Origin of the sequence: Fodinibius halophilus, from assembly GCF_011059105.1 — a bacterium.
GTDB lineage: Bacteria > Bacteroidota > Rhodothermia > Balneolales > Balneolaceae > Fodinibius > Fodinibius halophilus.
In genome coordinates, this window is sequence record NZ_JAALLS010000015.1 from 34,932 (window position 1) to 60,592 (window position 25,661).

Below are 25,661 nucleotides of genomic sequence, written 5' to 3' on the forward strand. Positions count from 1 at the left end.
ATTGAAGCTATGAATCACAGCATCCTTTACTTTCTATCTGTTTCGGATATTGCATAATCTAAACCTTTATCTGCTGATTAATTTAAGTTGAACTAATATTTGGCCAGATTATATCACGTATTCTCTGTTGCCGCTGCAATCTTTACGAAATGTGTTATTCGGCTCGATATTATCTCCATTTTGCAAAAATCACCATCCTAAAATACAATTTTTAGCCTAAAACGGCCTTTAGAGCCCCTGATGGGTGACATCCTCAAATTTTGATTCTAAGAGGCTTAAAATAATTATTAATGTCTTCGGTAGGCTATTTTCCACAAGATTTCCCAGTTTTTACCATTATCTTCTGATTTCTCCCATCTCCACATAAATGAATCTTTTTTTATTTTGTAAAAGACCATACGCTGTATGATTTGATCTCCCTGCTCATTTGTTGTTTCTCTGCGAAAGATTCTTTGCTCATCTTTGAATCGTCCGGTGAAATCCAGGTAAGCTCCTTGGTTATCAACCCAGGTCTGTTTCCATTTACCGGTTTTGGAGTTATACACCGAGTAACTTTTTCCAACGTAACCGGTCATGGCACCTTCAGTTGCTTTAAAGTTTTCTTTGATCACTTTGCCGTCAAGTATCTTTTCAATATTATTTGTGCCTTTGCCAATGGTACCATCCGAGTTTCCCCAACGTAATTCCCAATCTCCGATCCAAAAATCGAAATATTCTGGTGGACTGAGTTCATTCAGTGATTGCTGTGCAACTGAAAAATTTATTCCAACTATAGTAAAAAGAAGTATAGAGAACGCTTTTTTCATATCAGTAAAATTATAGTTTATTTTAATACTAACCAGATAGTATTAAGTTTTTTTATCTGTCTGAAGTAGCTGTAAATCGTTATAAACCACCTATCTTATTGGTAAATAATAAAATTCCTGTTATAATAACGAATGAAACTCAGCAAGAGAGCTCACATAAATATAAATCAGGCCCCTAATCAAGGAGAACTCATGAAAAAATTCAGGCGTTACATACCTTTTTTACTTATCTGTGGGGGTATTTTGGCTTTCTCAGAGCTCTGTGAAGCCCAAAATATCATGGATAAACTACAGAATAATGACCAAACGAGTCATTTTGCACAAGCCATTGTTGAGGCTGACTTGGAACAAAAGTTCAATGCCTCGGGTCCCTTTACCCTTTTTGTGCCTTCCAACAAAAAATTTGCCTCAATACCGAAGATACAACAGAACAACGAACAGCTGATTCTTAACCATGCATTTACGGGTATGGCAACAGAACGGAGCTTAAAAGTAATGGCAAATGTTACTTGTTTGAGTGGCAAAAGGTTAACAATAAATGCGAAGAACAATCAAGTGCTGGTTAACTCATTTCGAATAATATCGCCCAATATTAAGGCTAATAATGGGGTAATACATATTATTGATGGAGTAATAAAGTAATTCTATAGCTTGCAAATCACATTTAAGGCCCTGCTAAGTGTGGTCACGGTAAATTGCGTAGCTTCTGACTCAATAATTTCACCATCGGCATGGATATCGGGAGTGGTATCCAAGGAAAATGATATTTTGCGAATCTGTCGATATTGTACCTGGGGCAAAACGCCAGCCTTTTTAAATTGAAATAATGGTAATAAAAGAGGGATAAGCCATTTTCCAACTTTTCGAATTGATACCATATCCAACCGTTGATCGGTAACAGAGGCTTCGGGTGCTATCCAAAATGAGCCTCCCTCTACCCTTCCATTGGCAAAAGAAAGCATAATTAGTTGTCTGCCACTGCTATCACCATTAAAATGTACCGTAAACCGGTTGTGGGTAATACTAGCTCGAATTGCTGCAAAAGCATAACGGAGAAATGAGGGTAACATAGTATAATCATAGGCATACCGGTTGGTAAGTCCATCGAAGCCAAAACCCAAGGTGTTTAAGAAGATAACATCGTTAAATTGTCCTACATCTATAGCCGTTGAGGACTGTTCGAAGACAATTTCAAGTGCTTGATCTATATCTTTGGGGATCTTTAAGGTCTTGCTTAGATCATTACCGGTGCCCATGGGGATAATTCCCAGTTCTTTTCCTGTATGAAGTAGTTGGCCGCCCATTTCACCTATGGTTCCATCACCGCCACAAGCCACAAAAACGTCATAATCGTTGATATTCTGCTGAACCAACTGAGCAATATCGCCCTTCTTTTGCGAGTGCAGGATTGTCGAAGCGGGGTGATCCGCGACTCGTTTTTTTAAGCGAGCCAAACGACCATTTGGCTTACCGTTGCGTGCCGCGGGATTATATATAAACAGATACCGTTTCAAGCGGTGAAGCTATCTAAATATTCCGAAATAATATTGAGGCAGCGTTCTATATCATCGGTAAAAACACGCTCGCCCTTCTGGTGATATGGATAGATAGCGGGTTCAAGGGCTACGGATACAACCGATTGTTCCCTGCTTTGGTTAAAAACTTCTCCATAATGGAGATAGTCATTTGTATTGTTATCTATTTTGATGCGTGCATCGATACTGATAAAATGACCTACTGCCTTTTCCGTTGATTCTATAAGGGCGTCAGAGGGATCTAAATCATTATACTCCCAATGTTTTGAATAAAGCGCTATACCCTGTTTGCCTTTAAATAGTGGAGTTGTATCGAGGGTAATAACCTGTTCCGGAATTAAATTCTCCTCAACGCATTGTCTGGCAATGCGTTTGGCCCCCATCCCATGAGTATAGCCATCCCCATTATTCCGAAGCAGTTCCGGATGTTCTTTAAGGCCTTTACTCTCCTCCATTTCTGAAAAGAACAACAACAAATTTGGCCAATTATGTTTTGAGGCTTTTTCGGCCAGTGTTAAAAGCATACCGAGTCCGGCGCAATCATCCATTGCCCCTTTTATATATTCATTTGTCACTTTTACCGGCAGCTCTTCAGGATAATCGTTTCCGTAGTGGTTTATCTTATCCAGGTGAGCGGCCAATGCAACGGTGGGCTGATCGTTATTATTTCCAATTTGCCAGATCAGATTGTTTCCGAGTACCTCAATTTCGGTAGCCTGCGGCACGTTGCTGATAACGGATCTGATATAGGGATGCAGCCGTTCTTCATAACTGCTGAATGAGGGAACTTTAGCTGTGCTCTTAATATGCTGAATAGCTCGATCAATCATTACAATCAGGAGTTTGAGCTAAAACCGATATTGAAGGTTCCATCATCTTCGGCCCCAACCTCAATCTTATCTATCACTGCGCTGCTTTCCAGTGGTTCGTAAAGGTGGGGAAACTTTTCTCCTGTTTCCTCATCCTTTTCATATTTAATGTTTTCGCCGAGTGTAGAAACATCAATAACAAGCAGTAAAATCTTATCTTTATCGCTAAAGAGTCTATTGGCCGTATCTTCTATTTGTTCTCCACTTGAACAGTGGATAAACCCTTCGTCTTCAAGGGTTTCCGGCTCATACCTGCCATTATTTTGATATTCTTTCCATTCTTTTTTTGACGTTATATGAAAAAGTAAATCGTGGCGCATAGTTCTATTATTTTCTTTAAAATTATTTGTAAGCCAGATGAAGTAAAGCATCGCCCTTGTGTACAACGGGGGCATAATTGAGCCCAATTACCCTGCCCTCGTATGGACAAATGAATTTAAATCGTTCATTGCCATAAGGGTCGGTGACATAGCCCAACAGCTGCTTTTTCTGGACGCGGTCTCCAAGCTTGATTTCAGGTTGAAAAAGTCCGGCATATTTCGCTCGGACCCATGTAGTTTTTTTAAAAATTTCTGTTTGATGCTCCGCTTCCGGGGCTTCATCCTTAAGCCCAAGGTGTTTCATTAGTCGTAATGTCCCATTTATTCCTTCCTCTATCCCTTCTTCGTCAAAGCGGGTTGATTCACCGGTTTCATAGACTAATATGGGCTTTCCTTTATTATGAGCTGCTTTACGGAATGATTTTTTTATCAGGGAGGAATGGACCACGAAAGGTGGCGCAAAAGCTTTAGCCATTTCCATGTTCTCATCCACATCAAAGGTACAACGAATTTGGGGATAATTGGAACGGGCAGCTCCGCCGGTATGGAAATCGATACCAAAATCTATTTGGGGAATAATCTTTTTCATCAGCGTATGGGCCAACAAACGGGCTAAAGATCCCCCTTTATTCCCGGGAAAACTGCGATTAATATCTTTACCGTCGGGCAGCCCCCGTACATTTTGTATAAAGCCATAGACATTAACCAACGGTAGTGCTATTACACTTCCCCGTTCGGGGATCAGCATATCCTTATAAACCATCCGGCGGATAATCTCAATACCATTGAGCTCATCACCATGCAGACCTCCTGTCAGTAATAATGTGGGTCCTTCTTTATCAGCTCTAAAAACATGTACCGGCAGGTCAATGTTGGTATAGGTCGGGAGCCGGGCAATATTGAGTTGAATTTGCTTCTGCTCTCCGAGGCCAATCGTATGGTCATCGATTGAAATTGTATCAGCCATTATGCCCTAAGCTATCGTTTTATTGGGAGAGTCTTTCATCTCTTCGGCTTTCCGTTCTACAAACGAGATAATACGTCCTGCTATATTTTTGCCGGTAGCCGATTCAATGCCTTCCAAACCCGGACTGGAGTTTACTTCCAGTACCAATGGACCTCGTTGGGATTGCAGCATATCAACACCTGCCACGGAAAGCCCCATGGCGCTGGCTGCAATAAGTGCGGCACGGCGTTCTTCATCCGTGAGTTTGATAAGCTCTCCAGTTCCTCCACGGTGTATATTGGAGCGAAATTCTCCTTCGACCCCTTTGCGTTTCATTGCTCCCACTACTTCTCCGTCAACAACAAAAGCACGAATATCTTCGCCCTTGGCCTCTTCAATAAATTCCTGGACAATAACACGAGCTTTCATGCTGTGAAATGCCTGGATGATCGATTCAGCAGCTTTAAAAGTAGGTGCCAATACAACTCCTACTCCTTGCGTTCCTTCCAGAAGCTTTACGATCAATGGCGGTCCGCCTACTGAATCAATAATTTTACGAACTTCTGTAGAATAGTTGGTAAATACTGTTTTAGGCATCCCTACCCCTTCCCTTGCCATCAGCTGCAGGCTTCGGAGTTTATCCCGTGAACGTACCAGAGCCTGAGATTCAACGGCAGTAAATATTTTCATCATCTCGAATTGACGTACAACAGCAGAACCATAAAAGGTTACAGAAGCACCAATGCGAGGTATTACAGCATCTACGCCTGCCACCCGTGTGCCGCGATAGTAGATGCAGGGATTATCTTTTTCACTGACAATATCACATTTAAGGTGATCTAAGACGGTAGCCTCATGGCCGGCTTCTTCAATTGCTTCGACCAGCCGAGAGGTGGAATAGAGTTTCGAATTACGAGAAAGGACAACTATGTGCATGTATATTATATTTTCTTTTCTTCAATTTCTTGTGATATATACTTCTGCGACACATCCACCAAGAAACGTCCATTCAGGAGTTTACGTCCCAATAAAACGGGATAGCGCATTTCTGAGCGATCAGTAAGGGAAAATTTAGCTTTGATTGTTTCTCCAAAAAGTTCAACCCTTGTTTCAACCACATAACGCTCTTCGGTAGATCCGTTAGAGCTTTTTACCGTTTTTGTACGACAAATGGGTAGCTCAAACTTATCATCTATGTATGTGTCGTGGGATGGATCTAATAAATTAAACTTCACGTACCTTTCGCCATCCCGATCGAAAGGCTGTATATGATGGCAGTGCAAACTTGAAGTATAGGCACCGGTGTCAACTTTTGCATTAATATTAGTAAGATTCCATTCTGGAAAGTGCACGCGTTCGAGCCTACCAATGATCTTCAACTCATTTAATTGTGAAGCCATGTTATCCTCACACTGTTTTGTGACCTACGAGAAGTTTACCTAAGTATACAGGATATTCAGCTTTGTATCATCTATCTTTAGCTATTAAAAATCACAGAACTCTTTTCTGTTTTTTGATATGTTTGAGTATCGGAAAGTAATACCAATTTGATACAAGCTATATGATGATATTTAGCAAAAGCTCCTTTTTACCTGCACTATTTGTAGCATTTATATCTGCCGTTATTGCAGGCTGCAGTAGCTCGGCTACGGTACTAGATCACCCAGCAACAAATAGCACCCTGTGGATGCAAAATGCCGCAGAATATCATGCACTGACCACTTCAGTATATAAAACAGCCGGTGCGAACCTGGCACTGGCTGTAGAAGATTCGTACTGGTCGGCATATGCCGGTGATAAAAAAGATGAATACCAATCAAAGCCGCCTGCTATAATACTGGATGTAGATGAAACGGTGCTCAATAATGCCCCTTTCCAAGCGCGTATGGTCAAACAAAACAGTGATTTCAATATTACGGATTGGAACCAATGGGTGATGGAAGCGCAGGCTACAGCAATACCCGGTGCTCTCACCTTTACCAAGAGGGCCTCCCAAAAAGGAATTGCAATCTATTATCTCACCAATCGCGAAGCGAAGGTTGAAGAAGGCACGAGAAAAAACCTGCGGAAGCTTGGCTTCCCTCTCTCCGAAGATGAAGATCGTATTCTGAGCAAGAACGAGCGTCAAAATTGGACCTCCGCGAAAACAGAACGGCGCAGTTATGTTGCTCAAAAGCATCGCATTTTGATGCTCTTTGGAGATGACCTGAACGATTTTATATCAGCCAAGAATATCAGCCAGCAAGAACGTACCGAGCTCGTTACTAAACATCTGGAGAAATGGGGTAAAAAGTGGTTTATCCTGCCTAACCCCGCCTATGGGTCATGGGAATCAGCCCTCTATGGCTTTGATAACTCACTTACCCCCAACCAAATAAACAAGGCAAAGAAAGAGCAATTAGAAACAAAACAGAAGTAGAAAAGCCATCATACAGATAAAGAAAGTGACCTTCAGTCTAACAGTCTAACATTTCTATTTATGATATCTGTATTATCTATGCGGGCACAACTAATGTCATCCCATCTAATTAACGATCAGAATATCATTGGTAAATGACCCGCACCAAATAAAGTTTAAGAAACCCCAATTAATCATAGGAACAAAAAAATCCCGGCAGTATTGGCGCTGCCGGGATCCATACACGGGCTACCTATGTTTAATGGCTGCCTAACCCGTTTTCTTTTCTCGTATCAACATCACACCTAAGGTAACGGCCAATAGTACGCTCGCACCTAACAGGTATACTAACATATTATTTGAGTTTGGCTTTGCATGTCGAGCCCAAGTGTCTACACGGGCATTAAGAGTGGCCATATCTGATTCTCCTATAATTCCGGAATCAACAAAGTTGCTGGACCACTGCATTTCTACCCGGTTCCAAAACTCTTGAAACTGCTCAAATTTTTTAAAGTTCGCTTTAGAACCGTTCTCTTTGCTCTGTTTAATTTGCTTATTAAGGTAAGAGCTAAGTGAATTGTAGAATTGGGTCGAATTTTTGAACTCATCTACTGTGACCTCATTATCGGACAACGTATCATGGAGAGCTGCGAATGTCTGTGTTTTCAGCTTTTGATTCCATTGACTAATATTGCGTTCTACTTCTTTGGCAAGCATTTCAGCGTTTTCACCGTCATACACTTCTTGTATTTTATCTCCCAATCGAGTCCACATCATTTCAAACTGCTGTTGGACTTCCGCCATGCGCATATAATCTTGCAGACGCAGTTTATTGGCGTTCTTTTCTAATACTTCAAGGTTTTCAGCAGAGATATCGTGAATCATTTCCAGCGCATCGCCATTGGATTTGATACGTGACTTCTTATCAATATTTTCGAGATCCTGCAGGGCTTCCAGGTCCATCTGCTGGTATGCTACAACCATCGAATCGATAAAAGCGAGTATCAGGTCATCCCTTTTCTCGAGGTTACGCCGGTATTCTTTAAGCATGCCGGAAAGTTTCTTTTCACTCTTAATAGACTTTGCCATCGCTTCCTGCAGCGAATCGTTTTTTTTATTCAACCGGTTCATATCGGTTTTGTAGCTGGCCAGCTGCGTTTGGAGCTCGTCCAACTTTTTAGTCTGCTGGCTAATGGTGGTAAGGCGTTCCTTAGTGACAACAGAAGATCGCTTTAATGCTTTCATCTTCTGCTCATACGTTTTAGGATGCAGTGCTTTGTTCAATAGTTTAGAATGGTCCTCAAACTTTTGATCAAAGTCCTTAATTGAGGTAATTAGTTTTTCTGCTTTATCGGGTGAAGAAACCGTTTCCAGCTTATCCTCAAATTGAGCGTACTGTTGTTTAAACTCTTTTTGGATCTCATAATCTGATTGCGTCTCCTGGGCTATTACGCTAGTGGCCAGAAGACTACATATAAACGTCAAAAATAGAATTTGTGATTTCATAACTAGTTCCCCTCCTTTTTCACTATTTGTGAACTGTTCTTTTTGGCTTTTTCCGGATATAGTTTCCAACTATCTCCCGATGTTCTGCTGAGTAGCTGAACATGAGAAGCCCGTTGATTTAGTGCCGGTTTCTCAATACCACTCTCCGATACGGCTAATTTCTCTTTAAGCTGTAGCTTCCCTTTCTCGGGCGCCATCACATACACATTTTTGTAGTTGGGAGCCGTGATGTAATAGTACCCCTCCTGTCCTCTGATATATCGTACCTGCTTTGTTGTTATTTCTGAGGTATCTTGAGTCTCTGCATATTGCAATGGCTTAATATTAAAGGTAAGTCCACGCTGGATATCTTTAACAAGGCCATCTTCATTGGGCGTTATCACAGACTCAATTGATTGCGAATAGTCAACCTTTTCAATGACCATTGACGACTTACAACCCATAAAAAGTATTACAGACAAAACTACAGAAACAACATAGGTGTATATTGTTGATTTCATGATACCGTTGTTTGGTGGTTATTAATTGCACAAGTGTTATCTGTTGCACAATTAATTATAGATGGTATAAAAAGTTTTGTTCCCAGCTTTAAATTTAGAAGTCAGAACTCAGGACTCAGAATGGATACTTTAGAGTGATGACCTTAATTAAGACGTCTCTCCTGCACATGTAGGCCGTACTTCCAGGGCGGCCATGACGCACCCATACCTTGTCTCATTCCCAAAAGTAAGAGTACGTATATTTATCCGCTTTGGGGCTTGCCCCATCCGCCGGTAGCCGGACCAGCAGAATTGGAATAAAAACTCTCCCAGAAGCTTTCGGGGCACATTCTGATGGGTTAGCACGATCTCTCGTCGGGCGGCTGGGTGTGCCGTCCGGCGAATCATATAAAGCTCTTAACAAGCTGGATTACTTTCTCTGGATTCTATTGGCAAATCAAAAATCTTCTACATAGCGCAAGCGTCTCGCTTGTGGATATCTCTTGCTCCCCATTTTCTGATCCACCCACACCTGCACTATCTACTATGCTAAAGTGCTAATCTGCCGAAACCCTTAGGTGCAGGTATGGCTTCGTAGATCAAGAAAGTTTCGGTGTGCTCGCTTGATCCCTCCATAAAATTAAGGGGGGGGCTTCCCAGCAAAAGCATTGTCATTCCGAGGGGAGCGTAGCGGAGTCGCGGAATCTCCCAGAAGAGGTCCGCGTAGCATCAAAAAGCAACTCTCACGCATTAACCAATCGATTCATGGAGATGGTTCGACTACGCTCACCATGAGAGGCGTTGTTGTTAAAAGCCATGCCAGCCGTTGTATGGCAAGAAAAAGTCCCCCTTTTGGCAGGTTTCTGCTGAAAAAACGAGATGGTGTCCGAAGGGGCCTGAGAGATGGTACTGTTCATCTGTTTATGGAAATCATGCCCCGATTGAAAAACTAGATTAAAGGCAATGTCATCTCGACAGCTGTCGGCATCAGGATCTCCTCATAGAAGTTCGCCTAGGATTTTAAAGAGGCAAATACATTATCAAGCTATTTTCGAGAGATAAACACCTCCCGACCAATTCGAAGCCCACGAATTGCCCACCCTCCTCGAGGAGGGATTCCTTTTCCGAGTTGTATTAAAGGGCGGGAGAAAACTCCCTCCCCGGCCAAGGTATCACGCTCCTTGCGGGTAAAGTACTCCTGAGTGTTGCCCCCCTGCCCTCTCTTAGTATTAAAATTTCTATCCAGAAGATTAATCCAATGAAATTAAGATCTCCTTTTTGACATCCGCAGGCAGCTTGTCCACTCCATGTAGCGCTGTAAGTTCTACGATAAAGGAGTAGCCTACAACGTTGCCTCCCAGTCCTTCTACGAGTTCTGTAGCTGCTTTTGCGGAACCTCCGGTGGCAATAAGATCATCATGGATCAGAATACGGTCGCCCTTTTCAAAAGCATCTTTGTGCATCTGTATTTCATCTTTGCCATACTCAAGTGCATAGGTAGCCGTAATGGTTTCGGCGGGCAGTTTACCGGGTTTTCGGATGGGCACAAAGCCGGCATGCAGATCCTGGGCCAGGTTGGTACCAAACAGAAATCCCCGCGACTCTAGCCCTACGACATAATCGATATCCATATGGCGAAACGGGTGGGCAAGCACTTGGGAGGTTAACTCCAGTGTATCAGGATTTTTGAGTAAGGGCGTAATATCCTTGAACTGAATGCCCGGTTTGGGAAAATCGGGGATGTTGCGAATATTCTCTTTTAACAGTCTAATAATTTGTTGTTTTACCGCATCCATATGCTGTATTTTAGGGTGGTGAATTTTATGTTAGGTGCATCACTTTATTCCGATCTGATAATAGCTATTTGAAACCCAAGGAAGCAAATAATAATGGATTCTGATATTCCCGGTACCCAAAAACATTTACGATATATGCAGCAGGCTTTTTTCCTTGCTGAGCAGGCTTACGAGGAAAAAGAAGTGCCTGTTGGAGCGGTGGTTATAAAAGACGATCGCATTGTAGGCAAGGGCTATAACCAGACGGAACGACTGAATGATCCCACTGCCCATGCGGAGATGCTGGCGGTCTCGGCAGCATGCTCTACCCTGGGACAAAAATACCTTCAAGACTGTACGCTTTATGTTACGCTCGAGCCCTGCCCTATGTGTACCGGGGCCCTGGTTTGGTCCAAGCTTGATACCGTGGTTATTGGTGCCTGGGATGCAAAAGCGGGCAGCTGTGGCAGTGCTTTCAACCTTTCAACTAATGATAAGTTAAATCACCAAGTTAATGTTATACAAGGATTTATGGAGAATGACTGTGAGTGGATTCTAAAGAAGTTCTTTGAGGAGCGTCGTTCATCAGGTAATGGTCAGTCTCTATAGCTTCAGCTGCTAGTGTTGGTGGACTGGAAGTTTAGATATTAGTGATCAGAAGTCAGAATTCAGGAGCTCCGGCTTTTTTACCCGGCCTTGAGCTCTTCTTGTGTGTCGGTTGGCACCATTTTTCGTCGGGCGACTGGGTTTGTCGTCCGGCGAATGATAAAGGCAATAACCTTTTGCCACTTCGGGAGTGCAATGCCCTTGGGGCGGAGGCGAAGTCAGAACTCAGGAGTCAGAGAGGGGAATTCCTTTCCTCAGCAAAAGTAATGTCATCCGCCGTACGGCGGATCTCCTTGAAGAAGTTCGCGTATAATATAAAGGCAACCTTCAGCTATTAACCAATCGTTTCAGGGAGATTGCCACGTCGTACCGTCAGCCCACGGTACTCCTCCCCGTAAAACGGGGCACCGCGCAATGACAGGCGTTGATTTTAAAATTTAAAAGTAGCACCACTATCGCACAAACGAGACGCATCCGCGATAATGGTCAATACCAAGAGTTGTAATCTGCAACTTGAAATCCTCCTTGTGATCGAATCCAAGGCAGACTGGCAATAAGAACCGAAGGAGGATAGCCAGAAATTATCCTTTTCCCCACCTAGCCGGGAGCCTCATACCCCCTAATACCGAAAGGGAAAGCCATTTAATTTACAACTCCTTGTCATCCTGAACTTGTTTCAGGATCTCTCAGAATGAGTTCATCTAGTGCCAAATAAGAAGCCCTCACGCATTAATCAATCGTTTCAGGGAGATTGCCACCTCGTAACCTCAACCCACGGTACTCCTCCCCGTAAAACGGGGCACCGCGCAATGACAGGCGTTGATTCTAAATTTAAAAGCAGTGTCACTGCTAGGGATTCCGGTTATTTTTCGGAAGACCATGGTAGTCTCCCTTTCTTAGTTCGTGTAACATCTAAAGGCTTTTCTTTAGCATTATCATAAAAAACACCTCCCGACCAATTCGAAGCCCACGAATTGCCCTCCCTCCTCGAGGAGGGATAAGGGGAGCACTGTTTTATGGCTTTTGTTTATAATGTAAAGCCGGCAGTGATTGCAGTAGTTCTGCACTGGCTTCGGGGGTAATATCTCGCTGTGGCGTTCCAAGCATCTCGTACCCCACCCTAAATTTTTTTACCGTAGCCGACCGTAACAAAGGCGGATAGAAGTGCATATGAAAATGCCATTCGGGATGATCCTTACCATCGGTAGGCGCTGCATGGATACCCGCTGAATACGGAAATGAAACTTCAAAAATATTATCATACTTGACAGTTAGCTGTTTTACAATATCAGCTAACCCCTCTTTTTCTTTGTCGGTCATGTCGGTAAGACGGGCAAAAGGACGACGACTTATAACAATCGTCTCAAACGGCCAAAAAGCCCAGTACGGTATCATTACTGCAAAATGTTCATTCTTAGCTACTATCCGTTTATCAAGCTCCAGTTCAAGATCCAGGTAGTCTGCCAGTAAGGTGGTACCGTTTTCTTGGTAATAGGCTGTTTGTTGCTTCAGTTCTTTTGCCGGCTCATCCGGGATCGTTTGCTGGGCCCAGATCTGTCCGTGGGGATGTGGATTACTGCATCCCATAATCTCCCCTTTATTTTCAAATATCTGCACGTAGTTAATTTCTTCCCGGGCTCCCAACTCGGCATACTCACTTACCCACAGATTTACTACCTCCCTTATTTGGGGTAACTCCATCTCGGGCAGGGTCAGGTCATGACGCGGAGAAAAACAGATCACACGACAAATCCCCTTTTCCCCTTTGGCAACCAGCAGGTTGCTGTTGTTAACCGTTTCTGACGGAGTATCCAGCTTAAGAGCACTGAAATCATTGGTGAATACAAACGTTGAGTCATAATTAGGATTACTAGCATCCCCTGCCCGATCATTACCGGGACACAAATAGCAGTCGGAGTCGTATTGGGGTTTTTGAGATGTCGCTGTCTCTTCCTCTTTGCCTTGCCACGGACGCTTTGCCCGATGAGGAGAAACTTGTACCCACTCCCCTGTTAATGGGTTATATCTTCGATGAGGGTCATTTGAAAGATCAATAGACATGTTAGTATAAGCTGGTTATTCTAAATTCAAACTGTCTGCTATTGGATAGAGGTAAGCTCCGATTCCGTCAAAAGGTGGGTGCCTTGCGATACTTTGGTATCATAAACAGATAATGATTGTCCCAGTTGCTGCTCATATTCACTTTTGATCTGTTTCTTAAACTGCTGCAGCTGTTCATTTTCTACTAGATTGATGGTACAGCCGCCAAATCCGCCTCCCATCATTCGAGCGCCCAATACGCCTGCTTGGTCCTGAGCAATATCTACCAAGGTATCCAACTCTTTACAACTGACCTCATATTCGATACGAAGCCCCAGGTGTGACTGGTACATACGATGACCAAATGAAGTGAGGTCATCCTGTTGGAGATCACTGCAGGCCTGTAAAACACGTTTATTTTCTTCGATCACATATTTACAGCGCTTAAAAATATCGGGGGCCAGTTTATCTTTGTAGCGAAACAAAAAAGCGAGCTCTACATCGCGCAAACTATCAATATCCGGATCAACCCCTTGCAATATAGATACCCCTTTCTCACACTGCTTGCGCCGAATATTATACTCTGATGTTGCAAGTTCCCGTCGTATACCGGTATCACAGAGAACAATACGAATATCTTCATTGTTAAAAGGATAATATTCGTGGTCGAGGGAACGGCAATCCAGCTTTAGCGCCTGCCCTGCTCTACCATTCAGGCTTACAAATTGATCCATAATACCGCACTGTACGCCCACGAAGTCGTTTTCAGCTTTTTGAGCAATCCGGGCCATTTCTACCGGTGGAATATTGAGATCAAAAAGTGTTGCCAATCCAAATAGAACTCCACCCTCTAAAGCAGCCGAAGAAGAAAGTCCCGCACCAATGGGAATATCTCCTCCAAAAACGCAATCGAATCCCTCAAGGGAATACCCACTCTTCCGAAGTTGATCCACTACCCCCAACAAGTAGTTTGGCCATACTTTCTCCGATTGGGGGATCTCCCCCGAAATATCGATCTCAAAAGAATCATCCATATCCATGGCCACAAGTCGTGCCTTATCTAAGCCGTTGGGCGCCAACGCAAGTACGATCCCCATATTGATTGCGGCAGGCAATACGAAGCCCTCATTATAATCAGTGTGTTCCCCAATCAGGTTAACCCGACCGGGAGATTTCACCAATATAAATTCATCAGTAAAATGATTCTTAAACTCATTCTCTATTTTACGGATCAGTGGAGTCATCTACTTTAAAAAGGGTTTTAAGTTTATTTTACCAGAATACGGCATACAAGACTGCAACCAGCACCAAGATCACATAGGCACCGATATTAAAAGCGGGACTGGTTTTAAACAGTTCTGCCGTTGTATGTATAGCTTTGGGATCTTCATCTTGAGGATTGGTTGTTAAGCTGACGCCCGCAATAATGGCTATTGTGCTGATAAGGGTGTAAAACATTTGATCCAAAAAGGGAAGCTGAACGGCCGGCGTTTTCAAAAATACCGCAATCACAACAGAGGCCAGTACTCCATATATAGCTCCTTTTGAAGTTGTTTTTTTCCAGAACAATCCCATTAAGAATACAGCCAGTATGCCGGGACTAACCATGCCGGTATACTCTTGGATATATTGGAAAACCTGGGGCACATTATCCAGTTGCGGTGCCATAAATACGGCCGTAAGAAGAGCAACACCCGCGGTAATGCGTCCCATGTTTACTGTTTGTTTATCCGTGGCCTCCTGGTTGATATAAGGAATATAAATATCCATCGTGAATATGGTAGCTACAGAATTTAGCATAGAAGCAACAGAAGAGACGATAGCTGCCGCAAGTGCCGCTACTACCAAGCCCAAAAATCCAGGGGAAAGAAAGATCTTCATTAACCAGGGATAAGCATTGTCGTATTTAATACTTCCATCCGATTGAGTAAACGCATCAACGATGCCCGTAATCTGGGTTGTGCCTTCCGGCTGATTGTAGAGAACGTAGACGATGATACCGGGAATCACTACGATCAATGGGATAATTAGCTTTAAAAAGCCGGCAAAGATAATGCCCTTTTGAGATTCTTTGAGTGATTTTGCAGCCAGGGTCCGCTGGATGATATACTGATTAAAGCCCCAGTAATAGAGGTTGGCCACCCACATTCCGCCAATAAGTACGGCAATACCGGGCAGGTTCTTATACTCAGGATTTGATTCATCCAGAATCATCGTAAACTTCTCTCCCGCCACTTCATAAATATGGACAAGTCCATTTATAATGCCTCCTTCGGGAGTCACATTGTAGAGTCCGGCAAAGGTGACAACGAAACCGCCCAAAACGAGCAGCCCTACCTGTAGAACATCGGTCCAGGCAACAGCTGCAAGTCCTCCGTATAAAGAATAAGCAGCAGCAATAGCGGACAGCCCAATAAGCGCATATATCATTAAACTGCCATCACCGGTTCCCATGATAGTATCGAGGGCTAATGCTCCGAGGTAGAGTACGGTGGTAAGGTTTACAAAGACAAACAAAGCGATCCAGAAAACGGCTAAAATCGTTTTCAGCGTGGTATTAAACCGTTGTTCAACAAATTCCGGAATAGTAAAAATCTCTTTTTCGATAAAGATGGGCAGAAAATACTTACCGACTACAATTAGGGTAACAGCTGCCATCCATTCGTAGGAAGCGATAGCCAACCCTACGGCGAAGCCCGAGCCCGACATCCCAATTATTTGTTCGGCAGATATATTGGCTGCTATCAGGGATGCCCCTATGGCCCACCATGGCAGTGATTTGCCCGCCAAGAAGTAATCCTCTGCATTTTTTTGATGTCCTTCCTTATCGCGCGAGACCCAGAGGCCTATGCCTACAATGAGCAGACAATAAAGACTAAATACAATGATGTCGATAGTGGTAAATGTCATAAAGTATGTAGTTAAGGCAGCTAAAAATTATGATTTGGGCGAGTTGCACACACCCAGCCGATAAACGGAACGGGAATTGTACGTACTATCAGGCTTAAGTACAACCGATGGAAAGGCAGGCTGATTGGGTGAGTCGGGGAAATGCTGGGGTTCCAGGCAAAATCCGGTGCAGCTATTGTAGGGAATATCCTTTTTGCCGATGTCACTACCATCCAAATGGTTGCCGCCATAGAATTGGAGTCCCGGCTCAGTTGTCTCCACTTCTAAAAAACGTCCGGATTGAGGATCTACCACTTTTGCTGCCTTAGTAAGTTGTTGGCCATCTTCTTTGTTGAGTACAAAGTTGTGATCATATCCGCCCCCATATGCCAACTGCGGGTTTTGTATATCCAGATCTCTGCCAATGGTTTTAGACCGCCTGAAGTCAAAAGGAGTATCATCTACCGATTCAATTTTACCAGTAGGAATAAGACTCTCATCAACCGGGGTATACTGATCGGCATTAATCCTCAGCTGATGATTATTAATTGAAGTCGTTGTACCGCTTAAATTGAAGAACGTATGATTGGTAAGATTTACAATAGTCGGACGATCGGTTTTCGCGCGGTAAATAATGTGCAGTTCATTTTTTTCTGTAAGTCTATACTCGACAAAGACCTCCAACCTGCCGGGATACCCCTGTTCGCCGTCTTGGGATATATATTTTAGCACCACTTTGTTACTGTTGTACTCACAACTTTTCCATATGGTGTTATGGAAGCCTCCGCCCCCTCCATGCAGATGATTCTTATTATTCCCCTTTTCCAGTTGGTACTGCCTGCCATTCAAAGAGAAGGTTCCGTTAGCTATTCTGTTACTGTACCGCCCGATTATGGCTCCGTGATATTGTTCAGCTGCTTCCATGTACTGCTCAATATTATTAAAGCCCAATACGATATCATCAAACCTTCCATCTTTATCGGCGGCCAGCCAGCTAACTATTCGGCCTCCATAGTTCGTTAGCAGCACTCGCATGTGCTGGTTATTAACCAGTTTAAATAACCGTACTTCTTTACCGTCAATATTTTTACGAAAACTTTTATCACAGATATTCAACGAAACTCATACTTAGTTAATAGTTCTAGAGTTACCATCATCAAGGCGGATTCATCAAACGGCCAAGACGCTTTACCCTCTTTTTATGTTATCGATAACATATATAAAAAAGAGTAATTGTACTAATATTCTTTTTTGATACAATTAATTTCAGCAACTTTTCAATCTGAATTCAAAATACTGGCAGGCCTTATAAGTTAGCCTAATTGGCTATAAAGGCAATATATTTGTGTCTTTAGTGTGATCCTCTCCTATCATGTCATAAGATCACTACTCTTTTTAACCTACCTAAACACAAAAACTCACTCACTTTTTTTCATACCTTGCTTGCAAATAGTTAGTAAAACTTGTATTTAGTGTTATCGTTAACATTTTATGCAGCACACAATAAAATCCCAAGAAAATTAAGGTAGCATATGTATAAGGTTAGTTTATGTATACGGCATGTAGCAGCATGCTTACTATTTATGAGCTGTCTGTTTTTGAGTACTGGTGTCAACGCTCAGTCTCAAGTGACGGTAGAAGGAACAGTTATTACCAAAGATACCCAAGAGCCACTAGCAGGGGTAAATATCACTGTTAAAAATGAAAATCGCGGTACGGTTACCGATACTAACGGTCAATACTCAATTTCTGTAGCCGATACCGATACACTCATTTTTAGCTTTATCAGTTTTGAGAAAAAAGAGGTTCCGGTCAACGGTCGTACCACTATTGATGTAGTGATGAAAACCGACCAGATTATGGCCGAAGAGATTATTGTAGTCGGCTATGGTACACAGAAGAAATCTGACCTAACAGGTTCTGTCGGTTCTGTGGCTATGGAGAATGTCGAAAAGCTATCCGGTAGCAACTCGGCTGATATGCTGCAGGGACAAGTTTCCGGGGTTAGTGTAAGCTCCGGTTCCGGCGATCCCGGCTCCTCCCCTAATGTTACGATTCGGGGCCTAGGTACTATTGGCAATAATGACCCACTCTATATTATTGACGGTGTGCCGGGCGACATCAGCAAGGTAGATCCCAATAATATTGAATCTATTGATGTGCTTAAAGATGCTGCTTCGGCTGCTATTTACGGTTCTCGTGCATCTAACGGGGTGATTATTGTAAAGACCAAGCGAGGAACGAAAGATTCCGGATCAACCATCAGCTTTGATGCTTATACCGGTATTCAATCGCTGGATAACAAGATCGATCTGGCTAATAGACAACAGTATAACACCATCAGCCAACAGATGTATAACAATGCGGGCCTGCAGCCGCTGGCATACACGACCGGTAGCGGCAACTATGCTGATACTGACTGGCAGGATGCATTTTTTGATCCCGGTATTGAACAGAAATATAACCTCTCGATATCCGGTGGAACGGAAGACCTAACCTACACCATTGCCGGTGGGTTTTATGACCAAGAAGGTATTGCTACCAATACGGGTCATAATAAATATAACTTGCGGGTAAATGCAGATTATACCAACGGTAAACTAAAAGTGGGTGAATCGTTCTCATATGTTCGAAGTAACACCCAAAATATGACGGGTGGTTCTTACGGCGGAGGATATGGAACCATCTACCAGGTTATGGATATGCTACCTCATACGCCGGTCTATGATGAAAGTAATGAAGGTGGTTATGCCGGTCCGCCCCACCCTGATATGCCGAAGAGCTCAAACCCTATGGCGACCCAGGAACTTACGACCAATGAGAGTCAAAGTGATTTTATTCAGGCCAATGTGTATGGTGAGTATGATATCCTGAAAAACCTGACATATGAACTTCGTTTTGGAGCGAATATTGATAACGGATACCTAAACTACTTTGCTCCCACCTATTATACCAGTTCGATATATAAACGAGAGGTTTCATATTTGTCGCAACAGCGCAGCCGGAATACTGAAACTTCTATATATACATTGCTTCGCTATACCAACAGCTTCAAAGATCATGATATTGAAGCGATGGCGGGCTATTCGCAGGAACGATCGATCTATAAGTCTTCAAATGCTTCTATTGATGATCTGCCGTCGAATGAAATTCGGGCTCTAAGTGCCGGCAGTGGAAGTGCTTCGGTATCAGGATCTATTTTTGAAAGTACCATGCGCTCGCAATTTGGTCGTTTGACCTACTCCTATGACAGCCGCTACCTCTTTACCGGCAACATTCGTCGTGACGGATCGTCTCGATTTGCTGAAAGTAACCGGTATGGAATTTTCCCCTCAGCTTCTGTTGGCTGGAGAATAAGTGAAGAATCGTTCTTTAATTTTGATAACATCACAAACTTTAAATTACGTGCCAGCTTGGGTAAGCTTGGAAACCAGGAAATTGGTAACTACCAGTTTATTCCTACTATTTCTGCCGGCAGCAACTATATCAACTATGTGTTGGGCGAAGAGCAGAATATTTATAACGGGGCCATCATAACCAATTTTGCAGCTACGGATATCAAATGGGAAACAACGACCTCCCGAAATATCGGTGTAGATCTCTCTCTGTATGATGATAAAATTCAGTTTACTGCTGACTACTACAACAATGTTACAAGCGATATGTTGGTCAATATTCCAATTCCAGCCACTTCCGGTTCTTCTGCGGGTCCGTTAACCAATGGCGGTGAGATGGAAACTGAGGGAGTCGAATTTTCTGCCCGATACAGTGAAGGCAACGGTCCTTTCACTTATAACGTCCGTGCAAACATTTCTACTTCGCGTAATACGGTAACTAAACTTGGTTTTAAAGACGAGGCTTTTACCGGTGGATATATTGAGTATGGCACCCACCCTACTACGCGAACGGTGGTAGGCGGAGAAATAGCACGGTTCTACCTGTACGAAACAGACGGGCTTTTCCAAAATGCCCAGGAAGTACAGGCACACAGCAGTTCCAGTGGCTTATTACAGCCCAATGCAGCGCCCGGGGATGTCCGTTTCAAAGATACCAACGGCGACGGTGTCCTTAACGAAGATGACAAAGTGTATATGGGCAGTGCCGCTCCGGATTTCGAATACGGCCTTACCTTTAACGCCAACTACCAAAACTTTGACCTGAGTGTATTTGTGCAAGGTACCTACGGCAACAAGATGTACAACGGTACCAAATTCTTAACCCATCGTACCGATAGAAATACAAACTATTCTACCGAGCTGCTGGATGCCTGGACGCCCCAAAATACCGATACCGACGTACCGCGAAATATTTCGGGAGATCCCAACGGCAATGCCCGTCCCTCGGATCGATTCCTGGAAGATGCCTCATATCTTCGTATCAAGAACCTGCAACTGGGATACACTTTGCCCGACAAGCTTTTAGGCAATTCCGGGGTTAGCAAATTCCGGGTGTACGTAAGCTTCGAAAACCTGGCAACCCTTACCAGTTATAGCGGATTTGATCCCAGCCTAAATAACTTCTCGTTATTTAGAAGAGGCGTTGACAGTGGGCTCTACCCACTGGCCAGAACATCCATGATTGGCATCCAAACACAGTTTTAATTAACAACAGACGAATATTATGAAACTTACCAACTATTTACTGTTACTAACGTTTAGTCTGCTCCTTTTAGCAGGCTGTGATGACGGCTTCTTGGTACAAACCAATGGTAATGAGCTTAACAAGGAGCTATTTTGGAAGGATAAAACCGACGCTAAAAAAGGTATTATCGCAACCTACAGTCAGCTCCAAGCCGATGGGCGCTGGGGCTGGTTCGAAAACCATTATATTGCTCAAAACTATCGCTCAGATCTAATCCGGGCTACTCGTAAAGATCTGCCCTTTGCACAAAAGATTGCAGGCTTTACGTTTACCTCTGATAACAAAGCATTTAGTGATCTCTGGGAAGATTACTACAACGGTATATTCTATGCCAACCAGGTTATAGAGAATGTGCCGCAGATCCCGGAGCTTTCGAATAGTGATAAAGAGCAATTTGTGGCAGAAGCGAAATTCCTGAGAGGGTACTACTATTTGAACCTGGTTACACTGTTTAAAAATATCCCGCTGGTTACTTCAGTCCCTCAAAACAGTGACGATTATTACGCTGAGCAGGCCAGCCCGGAAAAAGTGTGGGACCAGATCATAGCAGACTTCAAAGTAGCAAAAAATACCCTTCCCGCTTCCTACTCTGTAGAAGATAAAGGACGTGCCACCAAATGGGCCGCCCAGGGGTATCTGGGTAAAGCCTATATGTTCCTTCACGATTTTGACAAGGCTGATGATGAGTTCAAAAACATTATCGACAACGGCGGCTTCTCTCTCCTGTCAAACTTTACCGACAATTTTAATGGAAGTGGAGAAAACGGTGCGGAATCCCTTTTTGAAATCCAGCACTCTTCAAAACGCCCTAACGGATTTACCGAATCTACGCCACTGTATAACGAGCAGGCCCCCGGTATTATGGGGGGATGGGAAGAGTTCTTCCCCGCCGACTGGCTTTTTAATCGTATGATGGAAGATACTACTGCTTCCGGTGAGCTCAGCGACCGTGTAATGGGAACCGTATTTTTTGATCATCCCAACTCTACGGCAGATGGTATCGCCTATGCGGATATTAAAAGCGATCTGGGCAGCGAAAAGCGTTTCTATAAGAAATATCTCTACAGTAATGATATTTCGGATGGCAACACTACCCGCAGTGGTATGAATGTGCATCTCATGCGCTATGCCGACATTCTGCTGCTATACGCGGAAGCCCTCAATGAACTGGGACAAACGGGACAAGCGATTCCCTACGTCAACCAGGTTCGTCAACGATCTGGCAGTGCTGATCTTTCCAGCAGTATGAGCCAGTCGCAGCTACGCAATCACCTGCGTCATGTTGAACGTCCCGTTGAATTTGCTATGGAGTTCGGCATCCGTTGGTTTGACCTTGCTCGCTGGAAGAAAGGCAACCTCAGCATCAAAAGTATACTAACAAACCACGGTAAACCTGATGCTGCTAACTTTGAGGAAGGGAAGCATGAACTTTACCCCATTCCCCTTTCAGAGATCAATAAGAATGCAAAACTGGAACAAAACTCCGGTTACTAACCCCTTCAATTAATTAAAAAGCCCGGGCTTAAAACCGCTTGGGCTTTTTGATTAGTAGAAGCAAAACGTTCGCAAAATTGTGTACCTTCAACCCAGTAATTACGATAGTTGACGGAAGATTTTCTATAATTAAAGCAGATATATTTATAATCAGTATATGGATATGTTAAAAATACGAGCAACCCTGGTATTATCTCTTATCTTTTTGGTTTTCACTGTACATTCGGCCACCTCACAGAGCAGTAACGACTGGGAAGATCCCTCAATGTTTCAAGAAAACCGGATGGCGCCTCATGCCCCCGTATTCCCCTTTTCTTCAAAATCTGACGCATTGGCCGCTACGATGTCTGAGTCCGCAAATTATAAAAGCCTCAACGGAAGCTGGAAGTTTAACTGGGTAAAGAAGCCCGCCGATCGTCCCAAAACTTTTTATAACCCTTCCTATTCAGTTGAAGAGTGGGATGAGATTACCGTCCCGGGGAATTGGGAGCTGCAAGGCTTTGGTACTCCGATCTACACTGATGTTGAGTACCCCTTCCCTGCCAACCCTCCTTTTATTCCCAGTGATTATAACCCGGTAGGCTCATACCGGCGCAGCTTTTCTGTACCGGCTGACTGGAAAAAGAAAAATATTGTCTTACATATAGGAGCTGCAAAATCTGCCATGTATGTTTGGGTAAACGGTGAAAAGGTTGGTTACAGCCAGGGTTCTAAAACCCCTGCCGAATTTGATATAACACCCCATCTGAAAGAAGGTGAAAATACGCTGGCCCTGCAGATTTTCCGATGGAGCGACGGGGCTTACCTGGAAGGACAAGATTACTGGAAAGTAAGCGGTATTGAACGGGATGTGTATCTCTATGCCCGGCCTAAACTGCATATAAAAGACCTTGAACACCGAGCTAGCTTGGTTGATGACTATACCAACGGTAAAATTGAGGTAAAAACAGATCTTGCGAACAATGCCAAGGATGTTCAGGAGGGCACTTTGGGGGTTCAGCTTCTCACAGATGACGGAGAAACAGCTTTTAAAAAGCAGAAATCGTACTCCATCAACACAGAAAAATCAAAGAGTATTACCGTCTCTGCAAAGGTACCAAATCCCAAAGCATGGACAGCAGAGACCCCCAATTTGTATACTCTGCTGGTAACACTGAAAGATGAGGACGGAGATACCGCGGAAGTGGTCCAGTCCAAAGTCGGATTCCGTTCTGTGGAAATTAAAAATGGACAACTGCAGGTAAACGGCAAGCCTATCTATCTTCGCGGCGTCAATCGTCACGAGCACGATCCGGTAACAGGAAACTACCTTTCTACCGAGCAGATGGTTAAAGATATCAAGCTGATGAAGCAGTTTAATATCAATGCCGTTCGGGCCAGCCACTACCCCAACGACCCGCGCTGGTACGAGCTCACCGATAAATATGGACTATATGTTATAGATGAAGCCAATGTAGAAACACACGGATTGCAAACACATCCCGATGGATTTGCAGCTATTGCCGATAATCCCGATTGGAAGGCAGCAATAATGGATCGTACCAAGCGAATGGTCGAGCGTGATAAAAACCATCCTTCTATCATTATCTGGTCGCAGGGTAACGAAAGTGGTTTTGGGTCAAATTTTAAAGCTGGCTATAGATGGATTAAGCAGCGCGACCCTTCTCGCCCCGTTCAGTATGAACCGGCATGGCGGACCGAATACACCGATATAGCTGCTCCTATGTACCATCAGATTGAAGAGATGTTAGAGTATGTAGATGATGGAGTACGCCAGAAACCGATGATTCTCTGTGAGTATGCTCATGCCATGGGTAACAGCGTTGGTAATTTGCAGGATTATTGGGAGGTGATGAAAAGTCACCAAAATTTCCAGGGCGGTTTTATATGGGACTGGGTAGACCAGGCATTGCTTAAGAGAAATGAAGAGGGCGAAAAATACTGGGCCTACGGCGGAGATTACCCCGAACCCATCCCCAATGACTCCAACTTTGTTGCCAATGGATTGGTGCAGGCCGACCGTTCACTAAAACCGCATATTTGGGAAGTCAAGAAGGTGTACCAACCTATTAACTTTGAAAAGCTAGACCTCCCCACCGGTAAGATCAAGGTTAGCAATGAGTATGGTTTTAGAAATCTGAATGAATTTGAGCTTAGCTGGATTATCGAAGAAAACGGTGAGGTGATACAATCAGGGACTCTGCCTGCGGTAGACCTGCCAGGCGGTAAATCAACACAGTTGACCATTCCATATACTAATATTACTCCCAAACCGGGTGCTGAATATCTCCTCAAGATACGGGCCCAAAGTCGCAACGAACGTCCCCTTGTGCCGAAGGGACATACGATTGCCTGGGAACAGTTTAAATTGCCCTTTGCGAACCCCCAAGCTCCCGTTGACCTCTCTAAGATGCCGAAGGTTATCCCGGATGCCGATGAGCAGTTTCAATATGTAAAAGGTGATAAATTTCGAGTTGGTTTTAGTACCGACACCGGGTTACTAAGCTCAATACAAGTAGAAGGTAACGAGCTACTTAAAGCCCCGCTAGAACCCGGATTCTGGCGGCCTCCTACCGATAATGATCTGGGCAACGGCATGCCTCAACGCAGTGGCATTTGGAAAGCTGCCTGGGACCGTGCTAAGCTCACCAAACTACGATATGGCAAAGTAGCCCCACAACTGATGAAGGTAAAAGCCACTTATGTATTATCCCAGTTACGGGCTCAGTATAAAATCATCTACAACGTATACGGAAACGGACAAATTGATATTGCTGCCCATTTTGAACCGGGCAATACGAGGCTGCCGGAACTTCCCCGCTTTGGTATGAATATGCAGATGCCTGTCCGCTATGAGCAGGTCGAATGGTACGGTCGCGGTCCCCACGAAAGTTATTCGGATCGCAAAAGCGGTGCTGCAATAGACCGGTATTCCGGTTCCGTTTATGAGCAATATCATGTCTACGTACGTCCGCAAGAAACCGGCAATAAAACGGATGTGCGCTGGTTTAGTCTCACTGATGAAACCGGACAAGGCCTACGATTTGAAGGCGCACCAACAGTGAATGCCAGCTTCTATCCCTTTCCTACTTCCATGTTGGGATATAGAAAAGGCGGTCCCAATCGACATATAACGGATGTAACTCCTACGGATATCATCACCGTGAATATTGATAAGGCACAGATGGGCGTAGGCGGGGATGACAGCTGGGGCGCACGTCCCCACCCTGAATATCGGCTGCCGGCCAAAAGCTACCGGTACAGCTTTTCTATTATGATTCTGAATCAATAACTCAAACCTCTTATAAAGCCATCAGCGTTATTAAAGAAATTGCCAAGCATACCGTTCTGCCCCGT

At 43.8% G+C, this 25,661-nt stretch carries 21 protein-coding genes; 6 read left to right on the forward strand and 15 right to left on the reverse strand.

Annotated features, from left to right (window positions below; all coding sequences use genetic code 11):
* Positions 1 to 287: 287 nt before the first annotated feature.
* Positions 288 to 806, reverse strand: coding sequence for a hypothetical protein (locus tag G3569_RS11865; RefSeq protein ID WP_205720175.1), 519 nt, complete (start codon positions 804 to 806; stop codon positions 288 to 290).
* Between the two features lie 192 nt (positions 807 to 998).
* On the opposite strand from G3569_RS11865, the gene G3569_RS11870 reads away from it, so the two are divergent.
* On the forward strand, positions 999 to 1,448 hold the full coding sequence (locus tag G3569_RS11870; RefSeq protein ID WP_165269393.1) for a fasciclin domain-containing protein: 450 nt from the start codon (positions 999 to 1,001) through the stop codon (positions 1,446 to 1,448).
* 2 nt (positions 1,449 to 1,450) lie between these two features.
* On the opposite strand, the gene G3569_RS11875 is transcribed toward G3569_RS11870, so the two are convergent.
* The 6 genes from G3569_RS11875 to G3569_RS11900 are packed head-to-tail and all read right to left on the reverse strand — an operon-like array spanning position 1,451 to position 5,876.
* The gene (locus G3569_RS11875) at positions 1,451 to 2,320 is read right to left on the reverse strand and encodes a diacylglycerol/lipid kinase family protein (protein WP_165269395.1); all 870 of its coding nucleotides are present in this window, start codon (positions 2,318 to 2,320) and stop codon (positions 1,451 to 1,453) included.
* Positions 2,317 to 3,171, reverse strand: coding sequence for a M28 family peptidase (locus G3569_RS11880; RefSeq protein WP_165269397.1), 855 nt, complete (start codon positions 3,169 to 3,171; stop codon positions 2,317 to 2,319). The genes G3569_RS11875 and G3569_RS11880 overlap by 4 nt, the downstream gene beginning before the upstream one ends.
* Before the next feature lie 5 nt (positions 3,172 to 3,176).
* A complete protein-coding gene (locus tag G3569_RS11885; RefSeq protein ID WP_165269399.1) occupies positions 3,177 to 3,530 on the reverse strand; it encodes a DUF952 domain-containing protein in 354 nt (117 codons plus the stop codon).
* 22 nt (positions 3,531 to 3,552) lie between these two features.
* Complete coding sequence (locus tag G3569_RS11890; protein WP_165269401.1) at positions 3,553 to 4,497, reverse strand: succinylglutamate desuccinylase/aspartoacylase family protein; 945 nt, start codon at positions 4,495 to 4,497, stop codon at positions 3,553 to 3,555.
* Between the two features lie 6 nt (positions 4,498 to 4,503).
* Positions 4,504 to 5,412, reverse strand: coding sequence for a 30S ribosomal protein S6--L-glutamate ligase (rimK, locus tag G3569_RS11895; RefSeq protein ID WP_165269403.1), 909 nt, complete (start codon positions 5,410 to 5,412; stop codon positions 4,504 to 4,506).
* Between the two features lie 5 nt (positions 5,413 to 5,417).
* The gene (locus G3569_RS11900; RefSeq protein ID WP_165269405.1) at positions 5,418 to 5,876 is read right to left on the reverse strand and encodes an ATP-dependent zinc protease family protein; all 459 of its coding nucleotides are present in this window, start codon (positions 5,874 to 5,876) and stop codon (positions 5,418 to 5,420) included.
* Between the two features lie 161 nt (positions 5,877 to 6,037).
* Here G3569_RS11900 and G3569_RS11905 point away from each other — a divergent pair, with 161 nt between their 5' ends.
* On the forward strand, positions 6,038 to 6,895 hold the full coding sequence (locus tag G3569_RS11905; protein ID WP_165269407.1) for a 5'-nucleotidase, lipoprotein e(P4) family: 858 nt from the start codon (positions 6,038 to 6,040) through the stop codon (positions 6,893 to 6,895).
* Between the two features lie 249 nt (positions 6,896 to 7,144).
* On the opposite strand, the gene G3569_RS11910 is transcribed toward G3569_RS11905, so the two are convergent.
* The 4 genes from G3569_RS11910 to G3569_RS11925 all read right to left on the reverse strand — a co-directional run bounded on the left by G3569_RS11910 (position 7,145) and on the right by G3569_RS11925 (position 10,655).
* The gene (locus tag G3569_RS11910; RefSeq protein ID WP_165269409.1) at positions 7,145 to 8,380 is read right to left on the reverse strand and encodes a hypothetical protein; all 1,236 of its coding nucleotides are present in this window, start codon (positions 8,378 to 8,380) and stop codon (positions 7,145 to 7,147) included.
* A 2-nt stretch (positions 8,381 to 8,382) separates the two neighbouring features.
* Positions 8,383 to 8,880, reverse strand: coding sequence for a hypothetical protein (locus G3569_RS11915; RefSeq protein WP_165269411.1), 498 nt, complete (start codon positions 8,878 to 8,880; stop codon positions 8,383 to 8,385).
* Positions 8,881 to 9,027: 147 nt separating this feature from the next.
* Positions 9,028 to 9,267, reverse strand: a complete 240-nt coding sequence (locus G3569_RS11920) for a hypothetical protein (protein ID WP_165269413.1) — start codon at positions 9,265 to 9,267, stop codon at positions 9,028 to 9,030.
* 842 nt (positions 9,268 to 10,109) lie between these two features.
* A complete protein-coding gene (locus G3569_RS11925) occupies positions 10,110 to 10,655 on the reverse strand; it encodes an adenine phosphoribosyltransferase (RefSeq protein WP_165269415.1) in 546 nt (181 codons plus the stop codon).
* Between the two features lie 93 nt (positions 10,656 to 10,748).
* Here G3569_RS11925 and tadA point away from each other — a divergent pair, with 93 nt between their 5' ends.
* Complete coding sequence (gene tadA / locus G3569_RS11930) at positions 10,749 to 11,243, forward strand: tRNA adenosine(34) deaminase TadA (RefSeq protein WP_240894699.1); 495 nt, start codon at positions 10,749 to 10,751, stop codon at positions 11,241 to 11,243.
* Between the two features lie 1,011 nt (positions 11,244 to 12,254).
* Here the strand turns inward: tadA and G3569_RS11935 are convergent.
* From G3569_RS11935 to G3569_RS11950, 4 genes are read right to left on the reverse strand one after another with little or no spacing between them, the layout of a single operon-like run.
* Positions 12,255 to 13,301 (reverse strand): UDP-glucose--hexose-1-phosphate uridylyltransferase, encoded by a 1,047-nt coding sequence (locus G3569_RS11935; RefSeq protein ID WP_165269417.1) that lies wholly within the window; start codon positions 13,299 to 13,301, stop codon positions 12,255 to 12,257.
* Positions 13,302 to 13,339: 38 nt separating this feature from the next.
* Complete coding sequence (locus G3569_RS11940; RefSeq protein ID WP_165269419.1) at positions 13,340 to 14,524, reverse strand: galactokinase; 1,185 nt, start codon at positions 14,522 to 14,524, stop codon at positions 13,340 to 13,342.
* 28 nt (positions 14,525 to 14,552) lie between these two features.
* The gene (locus tag G3569_RS11945; RefSeq protein WP_165269421.1) at positions 14,553 to 16,190 is read right to left on the reverse strand and encodes a sodium/sugar symporter; all 1,638 of its coding nucleotides are present in this window, start codon (positions 16,188 to 16,190) and stop codon (positions 14,553 to 14,555) included.
* Positions 16,191 to 16,217: 27 nt separating this feature from the next.
* On the reverse strand, positions 16,218 to 17,285 hold the full coding sequence (locus G3569_RS11950) for an aldose epimerase family protein (RefSeq protein WP_165269423.1): 1,068 nt from the start codon (positions 17,283 to 17,285) through the stop codon (positions 16,218 to 16,220).
* Between the two features lie 467 nt (positions 17,286 to 17,752).
* Between G3569_RS11950 and G3569_RS11955 the strand changes: the two genes are divergently transcribed.
* The 3 genes from G3569_RS11955 to lacZ all read left to right on the forward strand — a co-directional run bounded on the left by G3569_RS11955 (position 17,753) and on the right by lacZ (position 25,596).
* The gene (locus G3569_RS11955; RefSeq protein ID WP_165269425.1) at positions 17,753 to 20,770 is read left to right on the forward strand and encodes a SusC/RagA family TonB-linked outer membrane protein; all 3,018 of its coding nucleotides are present in this window, start codon (positions 17,753 to 17,755) and stop codon (positions 20,768 to 20,770) included.
* A 19-nt stretch (positions 20,771 to 20,789) separates the two neighbouring features.
* Positions 20,790 to 22,304, forward strand: coding sequence for a RagB/SusD family nutrient uptake outer membrane protein (locus G3569_RS11960; RefSeq protein ID WP_165269427.1), 1,515 nt, complete (start codon positions 20,790 to 20,792; stop codon positions 22,302 to 22,304).
* Between the two features lie 157 nt (positions 22,305 to 22,461).
* On the forward strand, positions 22,462 to 25,596 hold the full coding sequence (gene lacZ, locus G3569_RS11965; protein WP_205720176.1) for a beta-galactosidase, LacZ type: 3,135 nt from the start codon (positions 22,462 to 22,464) through the stop codon (positions 25,594 to 25,596).
* The last annotated feature ends 65 nt before the right edge of the window (positions 25,597 to 25,661 follow it).

Coding starts and splice junctions, on each gene's coding strand:
- G3569_RS11865 (WP_205720175.1), bottom strand. CDS start 806: ATGAAAAAAGCGTTCTCTATACTTCTTTTTACTATAGTTGGAATAAAT.
- G3569_RS11870 (WP_165269393.1), top strand. CDS start 999: ATGAAAAAATTCAGGCGTTACATACCTTTTTTACTTATCTGTGGGGGT.
- G3569_RS11880 (WP_165269397.1), bottom strand. CDS start 3,171: ATGATTGATCGAGCTATTCAGCATATTAAGAGCACAGCTAAAGTTCCC.
- G3569_RS11885 (WP_165269399.1), bottom strand. CDS start 3,530: ATGCGCCACGATTTACTTTTTCATATAACGTCAAAAAAAGAATGGAAA.
- G3569_RS11890 (WP_165269401.1), bottom strand. CDS start 4,497: ATGGCTGATACAATTTCAATCGATGACCATACGATTGGCCTCGGAGAG.
- rimK (WP_165269403.1), bottom strand. CDS start 5,412: ATGCACATAGTTGTCCTTTCTCGTAATTCGAAACTCTATTCCACCTCT.
- G3569_RS11900 (WP_165269405.1), bottom strand. CDS start 5,876: ATGGCTTCACAATTAAATGAGTTGAAGATCATTGGTAGGCTCGAACGC.
- G3569_RS11905 (WP_165269407.1), top strand. CDS start 6,038: ATGATGATATTTAGCAAAAGCTCCTTTTTACCTGCACTATTTGTAGCA.
- G3569_RS11910 (WP_165269409.1), bottom strand. CDS start 8,380: ATGAAATCACAAATTCTATTTTTGACGTTTATATGTAGTCTTCTGGCC.
- G3569_RS11915 (WP_165269411.1), bottom strand. CDS start 8,880: ATGAAATCAACAATATACACCTATGTTGTTTCTGTAGTTTTGTCTGTA.
- G3569_RS11920 (WP_165269413.1), bottom strand. CDS start 9,267: ATGATTCGCCGGACGGCACACCCAGCCGCCCGACGAGAGATCGTGCTA.
- G3569_RS11925 (WP_165269415.1), bottom strand. CDS start 10,655: ATGGATGCGGTAAAACAACAAATTATTAGACTGTTAAAAGAGAATATT.
- tadA (WP_240894699.1), top strand. CDS start 10,749: ATGGATTCTGATATTCCCGGTACCCAAAAACATTTACGATATATGCAG.
- G3569_RS11935 (WP_165269417.1), bottom strand. CDS start 13,301: ATGTCTATTGATCTTTCAAATGACCCTCATCGAAGATATAACCCATTA.
- G3569_RS11940 (WP_165269419.1), bottom strand. CDS start 14,524: ATGACTCCACTGATCCGTAAAATAGAGAATGAGTTTAAGAATCATTTT.
- G3569_RS11945 (WP_165269421.1), bottom strand. CDS start 16,190: ATGACATTTACCACTATCGACATCATTGTATTTAGTCTTTATTGTCTG.
- G3569_RS11955 (WP_165269425.1), top strand. CDS start 17,753: ATGAGCTGTCTGTTTTTGAGTACTGGTGTCAACGCTCAGTCTCAAGTG.
- G3569_RS11960 (WP_165269427.1), top strand. CDS start 20,790: ATGAAACTTACCAACTATTTACTGTTACTAACGTTTAGTCTGCTCCTT.
- lacZ (WP_205720176.1), top strand. CDS start 22,462: ATGGATATGTTAAAAATACGAGCAACCCTGGTATTATCTCTTATCTTT.